This is a genomic window from Clostridium tagluense (assembly GCF_003865095.1).
GTDB lineage: Bacteria > Bacillota > Clostridia > Clostridiales > Clostridiaceae > Clostridium_AD > Clostridium_AD tagluense.
In genome coordinates this window covers 1-8,279 of record NZ_BHYK01000064.1, presented here as the reverse complement: position 1 = coordinate 8,279, position 8,279 = coordinate 1, and the positions used below count along the sequence as shown (strand labels likewise).

Sequence of the window (8,279 nt, the reverse complement as noted above, 5' to 3'; positions counted from 1 at the left end):
TAGGAGCTTTGTTATAGGAATAATCTGCTTAGTAAAAAAGCAAATAACCACTAGATAATTATTAGTATTATAGTTATAATTTGACTTAGGAATGCAGTTCCATAAAGCTATATTTTGACGCACTACATCTTGGCTAGTTTTGACTTTATCATTCAAACTTTTAATCTTTTGATCTACTAATGCATCTCTACACTTTTCTTCTCCATGTTGATTATTTGTATACCTAACTAGCTCATTTGCTAAATCAATAATATGATTTGTACTACGCCCCGCCATGAACATTTTGAACGCATTATTTGCCTTACCACAAAATTCTCTAAAAAATTTAGGGTCAGAGGCTGTAAATGTTCCCGTTATACTTTGATTAACATCCCCAACCCTTACTAAATTACCACTTTTTTCAGAAATTGTGCTTAGTATTTTCCCTTGAATTAAATTAGAGTCTTGACATTCATCCTCAAAGACAAAGGTATATTTTTTTTGTAACTTTTCTCTAACTGTGTCATCAGTTTTTAAAAGTTTATACGCAAGAATCAGCAAATCATTGTAATCTATATACCCTTCCCTTTTTAAAATTTTAGTGTAAGTATCATAAATTTCAGATATATGTACTAAGATACTATTTTGATCTAATAATTTAATATCCTCTTTTAATTTTTCAGGAGAAATGTCATTTATCTTTAATTCACCAATAATTGTATCAACTGTTGTAAAAAAATCACTCCACCACTTATCTTGTTTCCCTGTATATTTATTTAGGGCTTTATCCAATATCATCCCCTTAAATACAGACTCTCCTCCCTTCCTTCGCCACATTGATATGCAATTATTTAAATATAAACTCTTATTAACATCATCCAATATTTTAAATTCCTCATTAACCCCCATTACATCTGGTCTATCTTTTAAGATTTTTAGTGCTAAACTATGAATAGTCATGACTTCATAATCGTTACTTGCATTTATTCCCTTATTTTTTAACACCCTGGAAATTCTATGCTTAAAGTTGTTAACTGCACTATTCATAAAAGTTACTATAAGTATTTTACCAGGTTTATGTACCTTATCTTTTATAATTTCACATACTAGATTACATATTATAAAAGTCTTTCCCGCTCCTGGAACCGCTGGTACTGCCATAGTTCCTTCTCGATATCCCATTATAGGCAATTGATCATCTCTATAAATTATTTCTTTAACTTCATTACCTACATCTTCATTATTCATCTCCCTTGTCGATGTTCTCATCTCCTTTATCAATGGTTTCACCTCTTTCACTTAATATTTCTATAAGTATATCTGCAAATATACTTTCTTGCTGGTATCCACTTAAAGAATATTCACTACCATATATGTATAATTCACCCCTGCATTTTCTTAAAAGGCAATTAACAAGGGACATCAGAATTCCATATACATTATTTTTTTCTTTCTTTTCTGTATATATATCATCAATATCCCAATTAGTTTTTAATACATAAGAATTTGATAATTCTCCTGCATTTCTAGGACACCACATATTACTGTTAATATCTGTCCATATCTGAACCTTACTATTTAAATTAGAGGTCAAATAAGTATAAGGAGATGTTAAAACTATACTATTATCTTGTAATAATATTTCCTGAATCTCATTCATGGAATAAAATCCGCTTCCTTCGCATCGAATAAATTCAATAAACCTCTCCTCTGAAGATTTCCCTTTAAATTCTAATTTATCTAAAGTATTTATGAAACTCTCGCAGCTTTCATATAAACTTATATAGTCCTCTATATGTTCTTTAACTTTTGGCAGGATTATAAGAACTTGTGAAAATGCATTTCTAAAAAATTCACCTAGAGAACTCTTGTGCTCCATTAAATTAACTTTATAATTTTCTATCCATTGTTTTAACTCATTATATTTACCTACTGCTGCGAGCCCTACTCTCTCTTCAATTTCCATGCTAAGCTCTTGCAGGCCACTTTCCGCTACAAAAGGATAAAGCAAGGAACCTCGAATTGCATCTAGCCTTAGCATAAAAGAAAAAAAGTTTTTATAATCTTCCTTTGTTAATCTTATACTTTTATAATCATTACACAAGACTGCCAGGACTATTAAAGGGTGCAAATATTCATTGTCTATAAATCTATCCTTTTTTGAAGTCTCCATAACTGATATGCTTAATTCCTTTGCTTTTTTCTGAAGCTCATAGGAAATAATGAAATCATTAAATGGACATATTATTGCTATGTCCTTTGGCTTAAGTCCTTGATTTAATAATTCTTCAACTTTTAGTATTATTTTCTGGACCATTTCCGATCTTAGTTGTGATGACATATCTATAAAGACTGGGACATCTTCATTTATTTTATCTGCCCTATATGGAGTGTGCGCCCTGCCATCTATTACACTAGCAAGCTTAATAAAATCATCATTGTAGCAAAAATGATTATCTAAGGTAAGCTCGTGATACTCAATGTTTAGTTTACTCTTCAAATAATTAGTATTAGCTCCATAATAACTACACAGGCCACCTTTGGGATTATAAAACAAATATGCCTTATCTACATTATTAATAATTTTAAATATCAATTCTTGCTCTGCAGGTGAAGCCTCATCTATATCGTCTACTATAAGATATTTTATATTATTTATACTAGTATATCTTGAATCATGAAGTAAATAATTATTATATAAATAAAAAGATAGTCCATAATCGCAAGCACCATTACACAATAATTTTGAGATATAATAACTAGTTACTTCATCCAATTGATTATATGTTTCTTTAATTAAGAAATCCTTTACCTCTAATGAATTATAAAGCCTAGTTCCTATTTCATCAAAAGGCACTAATGATAGTGCAGCATTATTAATGTTAGAAATTAAATCTGATGCTATTTTTGAAGAAGTTGATGTTATATCTTGAAAGTATCCTTTAGATTTTCTGAAATGCTCTACCAAGGCTTTCATCGCATAATTTGTAGCATCAAAAGATGCGAACTCAGGCTTTAATACATTAATTTTTATTTCCTTGCAATTTTCTACTACATAGGGCCAATAGAGTGATAATTCTCTCCTAATAAATCCATAGTAGGAGCTCTTTCTAATATCAGAAGCAGTATTAAAAATCATATCTTTTGTCCATGTTATATTTTGATATTTATTCATAAACAAGCATAATATATTTGAGCTTTTAATGTTTTCATTTTCTATCATGTTCCTATATTTAGAAACTGCAAGAGTCGTTTTGCCACTTGCTGAATTCCCTTTAACTAAGATACATTTCTGGCTAAATTTATTTTCATTTAATTTATTGTGGACTTCTGTATAGTTTATAATATCAACTCCATGTAATCCATTATTTTTATTTATAATCATTTTGTTGTAATAGCATCAACCTATATATTTTGACTCTCTATTCTACCTTAATTATACAATGAAAAAGAGGCTTATAGTAGATTTTCAACTAAAGCTTTGTTCCTAGTTATTACTCTTGCTTTTCTTATAAATATTGTAAAAAAATTTCCATATTAACCATAAGATTTTTTTTGCACCTATAATAATAAATGGTATACTATATATACATAAAAGCATAGAGGGGAAAAAGGAAATGGATAAAGAATATATCAAGGCAATAAGTACCATTATAGAAAAGACTAAACATGATATTCAAAACTATTATGAAGTAGACCTATCTGAAAAACCAAAATACAATGAGGTAAATAAATCATTAGAAAAGCTCTTAAAACAGCTACAAGATACTAAAAGTACAATTAACAATTATTTAAAAATTACAAATGAAGGGTATTTAGTACTTGAACATGTAAGTTCTAATTATGTAATCAAATTTTTAGATGGTAGTAATTTTCAGCCTTTGGTTTGTGGTTTCTATTTAGAGACTTATATAAACAATAAAGGTTGGAGCGTAGTAAAAGTAGAGTACGACTTAAAAAAGGGCTATTATTTTTACAACCCAGAGATTGGATGCCAAAATTTATACCCAAATATGAAAGTAAGAGTGAGATAAAGAGATTAGAAATGTTAATAGATTTTTTCTCCTTAAACATAGAATAAATAGCCCACACCTTATGATGTAAGCTATTTATTCTATATTACTCCTTTGACTTAGTAAGCTCATTTCGGTCATCCATTTGTGGAGGCTCTTCCAACCATTTATGTTTGATCATTAACTTTCCACCCTCATTTGCATAAGACAATGTATCCTTTTCAACAAATAAAAGTTTTGCTGGTAATTATTTTTTGATATTATATCTCACTATTTATATTATTTGCTTACCTAATAACACTATAGGGTATTTTTAAAATAAAAAATAAAATGTGGGGACTTAAAAGTGCAATAGACCAGGCATATAATGGTTTTTTGTAATGAAGAATTAACATTGGGAACATAATACAATTAAATATGAGAGTATACCATATATTCCAACCATTTAAATATGTGAAATATCCAAATTTAATAGCAATAAATTCTGGAATGGTATATATAGCAACATAAACAGAAATATGGAGAATTATTTTTGTTATTTTCTTTGGTATATGCGGAATAAACATCATTACTGTACATGGATACACTGTTATTGAAATAAACAAATCTGTAAATGTATGATTTATTACTACCGATTTATATAGCCACAATGGTTGATTATAAGTTAAGAAGGCACAAGCAACACTACTTAAAATAAAAAATAGTATAGTAGAATAATACTTCTCCCAATTTTTCCAATCTCCAAATTTATAGCACACATAAATAGAAAATAAAGCCAGAAAGATAATATACATTTATCCACCTCTTTTAAATATAAGTTAAATAGATACATATTTATCTTTTCTCATTAATGAACTTTTAATTCTAATTATTTCTAAATTATCAGGTGATTTTAAAATCAATAATAGTAAAGTGTATCAAGTCATAAAGATTATGAGTATTAACTTATAAGAAAGGGAGATACTAATTTTATTCATTATATGATAAGGAGACTACATTTATGGGAGATACATTAAAAATCCCTTTAATTTCATCAGAAATAACAGGCTTATGGAACTCTTACATGGGAGATACTATGATTGTTTCTGTACTTAAATATTTTTTAAACAGGGTAGATGATATTGAAATTCGTACTATACTGCAACAAACTTCAGATATATCCAATCAACATATTTCAGAATTAACAAATATATTTAATAAGGAGAAACTAACCATTCCAGATGGATTTAATGACAGAGATGTAAATATAGATGCTCCACGTTTATTTACGGATTCTTTCTATTTGCATTATTTAACTTTTATGTCAAGAGTTGCAATGAACAATTACACTCTAATTTTAAATCAGATAGCGCGTTCTGACATTAGAGCTTACTTTTCAAAACGCATTACTGAGAATATTGACCTTTATAACAGTTCAACAGACTTAAGGTTATCACTGGGTATTGCTATAAGAGCGCCCCGTGTAGAAGTTAATAATGGAGTTCAATATGTAAAAAGTCAAAATTTAATAACAGGCTGGTTTGGAGAAAAAAGATCTTTACTCACAGTAGAAATAACACATATTTTCTCTATTATTTTTTCGAATTTAGTTGGTAGAGCAATAACAACAGCATTTGGTCAAGTTTCTAAAGATAAAGCTGTTACCGACTATTGTTTTGAAGGTCAAAATATTGCCACAAAATATATTTACGAACTAACAGGTCTATTAACTAATGAAGGTATTCCAATTCCATCTACATCAGATTCATTTGTAACTAACTCTATACTTTCGCCTTTTTCAGAAAAATTGATGATAAATCATTTAGCGCTGCTATCTTCTTCTGCCATAAGCAGTTTTGGTATGGCTATGGCCAATACCATGAGGACCGACCTTGAGCTTAAGTACATTAAATATACAGCTCAAATTTTAAAGTATAGTAAAAAAGGTGCAAATATTATGATTGATAACGGTTGGCTCCAACAATCGCCTCAGGCAATAAGACATGAAAATTTAAAATAAATTTCAATCAGATTAAAAAGAGCTTACAATAGTTTAAAATTGTAAGCTCTTTTCTATATCTAACTCAATATATATACATTCGATTCTTATAATTTGAAACTTATATTAAATCCTCCCACTAAAGTTTTTTCTTTCTTATAGTATAGTACACACGCTTATAAAAACAGGCGACCTTCCTTCTGAAATGTCATTAAATCAAATAAAATAGTGATGTAATAATATGCGAAATATGCTATAATTTCTTAAACAGTTATGTCGAAATCATAAGAAATTTCGAATTACTTAATAGAATTTATCTCTTTTACTTTTATTTTTACAAAATATACTCTTAAATTTTTACATAAATTACAATATAGAATAAAAAATAAGCATATTATAAATCTATTTGTATTGTGTTTGGTTTATCACCATGAAGTCTATACAAATATGCATTGAAAAATTGGGGTGTACAATGGAAAATACTTTTAATAACATAATAATAGAAGCATCTTTATATTGCTCTGATAACATTATAATAGAGATTAATAAAGAATTTATTGATTTTACAGGCTTTACAATGAATGAATTGTTAGGCAAATCACTTGTAGAACTAGGCGCTATTCTAAAAATCAACTCCCAAATACTTCTTGAAAATATTAGTAGTACATATTCAGGGTATATATTCACAAAATCACTTTCTGCAAGAGAAGTAAATATATCACTTTCTCATAACATGGTCACAAATAAAAAAATGTATACTTTCGTTGAAAAAACAAATTCCCGACTTAGTGACAAGCTTATTTTTGTAGAACACTCATTTATAGATAATATATCCGGTGTAGCCGTTTACAGTATACCTGATTTAATATTGCTTAAAACAAATCAAAAGTATCTTGAATTTATGGCTTCGCCTTTTAATAAAGAGGAAAATAGTCTAGGTAGCCCTATTAACGAAATTATAGCTGGATTTATAGGAAGCCCCTCTGAAGACATTTGGAATACTGTTGTTGAAACACAGAAGACTAGTTATACAAAAGAGTTTGAATTTAATGATCCTATAAAAGGTATAACTTATTGGGATTTTACCAAAATACCTATATTTGAAAATGGAAATATAAAATACATTTATGAAATTTCTATTGAGATTACTGAAAAGATTTTTAAAAACCGCAGTATACATAATCAAGGCAAGATGATAGAGCAGCAAAAGGAGCAGTTAGAAGAACAAAATACACGACTAATTAATATAATTGAAAATTTATCTGAGGGAGTAATGATTGCGGATAATAAAGGTAAAATTATAATGACAAACCTAGAAGCCCAAAGGTTATTTTATCAATCAGACAAAGTAATTGATTTAGGTGAAGCTCTTAAAAACGCTAAAGCATTTGATATGAAAGGAAATGAGATACCATTTAAAAATTTCCCTTCAATTAGAGCGTTAAATGGTGAAGTAGTAAAAAATGCTAAGATCTTCGTAAGCCATCCTAATAAAGAGTATTTTGAGGAAATTAGCTCAATCCCAATTTATAATACCAATGGCGATTTAACTATGGCAGTATCCTGTTTCCATGATATTACTGAAACAATTGAGCAATCTAAAAAAATCGAAGAACAGAAAAATCTCTTAGAAGCTATCATAGAAAATATAGTTGACAGTATTACTATTTTTGATAATAAAGGACAACATATACTACTTAATAAATCAGCAAGAGAACTGTATTTCCCCTCATCTGAACAAATAGGCAAGATTGGTGATGAGTGTACCCAATCTGAGTTTTATAATATTCATGGAGATAAAATTGATTTAGAAAATGCTCCAGCACGTGTTATAAGGGGTGAAAAATTCAAAAATATGAGACTAACAGTAAAATCTCCTAATAAAACATTAGAAATAGATGTTAGTGGTACACCTATTTATGACAGTGAGGGTAAATTTAATTTAGGGGTGCTTTGCAGCCGTGACATGACCGACTATTTTAAGCATGAGGAAACTATAAGAACCCGAAATGAATTCTTAAACAGAATTATAAATACTTTGGGTCTACCTGTTATTAGATTATCATGTCCCGATTTAAAAATCGTTGATATTAATAAAAAAGCATTTAGTTTCATTAAATTGTTGCTACCTAATGTGCAATCAACCAATCAGATAAAAGATGATAGGGCTTTCGATTTATTTGAGCTTTCACGGAAACTCATTAGCTCCTATGATTACTCATTTCTAGTATCATTAATTTTTGTTGATTCCCCCATTTTTTCTGCATAAAACACTTGACAAGTCTGTAAAAATTTGAAAAATACCTCCT

The 8,279-nt window shown here is 28.8% G+C and carries 6 protein-coding genes; 3 read left to right on the top strand and 3 right to left on the bottom strand.

From position 1 onward, the window contains the following. On the bottom strand, positions 1–1,260 hold a 1,260-nt coding region (locus Ctaglu_RS23910), incomplete at its 3' end, for a UvrD-helicase domain-containing protein (RefSeq protein WP_207669520.1). Continuing rightward, entirely contained in the window at positions 1,220–3,364 is a 2,145-nt protein-coding gene (locus tag Ctaglu_RS23905) for a P-loop NTPase family protein (RefSeq protein ID WP_125006469.1), read from the bottom strand. The genes Ctaglu_RS23910 and Ctaglu_RS23905, both read right to left, overlap by 41 nt. Before the next feature lie 232 nt (positions 3,365–3,596). On the opposite strand from Ctaglu_RS23905, the gene Ctaglu_RS23900 reads away from it, so the two are divergent. Continuing rightward, positions 3,597–4,013 (top strand): DUF5348 domain-containing protein, encoded by a 417-nt coding sequence (locus tag Ctaglu_RS23900; protein ID WP_125006467.1) that lies wholly within the window; start codon positions 3,597–3,599, stop codon positions 4,011–4,013. A 266-nt stretch (positions 4,014–4,279) separates the two neighbouring features. Here Ctaglu_RS23900 and Ctaglu_RS26570 read toward each other — a convergent pair whose 3' ends face one another. Further along, positions 4,280–4,786: a CBO0543 family protein gene (locus Ctaglu_RS26570; RefSeq protein ID WP_373861729.1), complete on the bottom strand. Its 507-nt coding sequence runs from the start codon at positions 4,784–4,786 to the stop codon at positions 4,280–4,282. Between the two features lie 206 nt (positions 4,787–4,992). On the opposite strand from Ctaglu_RS26570, the gene Ctaglu_RS23895 reads away from it, so the two are divergent. Further along, positions 4,993–5,991, top strand: coding sequence for a DUF3231 family protein (locus tag Ctaglu_RS23895; RefSeq protein ID WP_125006466.1), 999 nt, complete (start codon positions 4,993–4,995; stop codon positions 5,989–5,991). Between the two features lie 451 nt (positions 5,992–6,442). Continuing rightward, positions 6,443–8,239, top strand: a complete 1,797-nt coding sequence (locus tag Ctaglu_RS23890; RefSeq protein WP_185732948.1) for a PAS domain-containing protein — start codon at positions 6,443–6,445, stop codon at positions 8,237–8,239. The last annotated feature ends 40 nt before the right edge of the window (positions 8,240–8,279 follow it).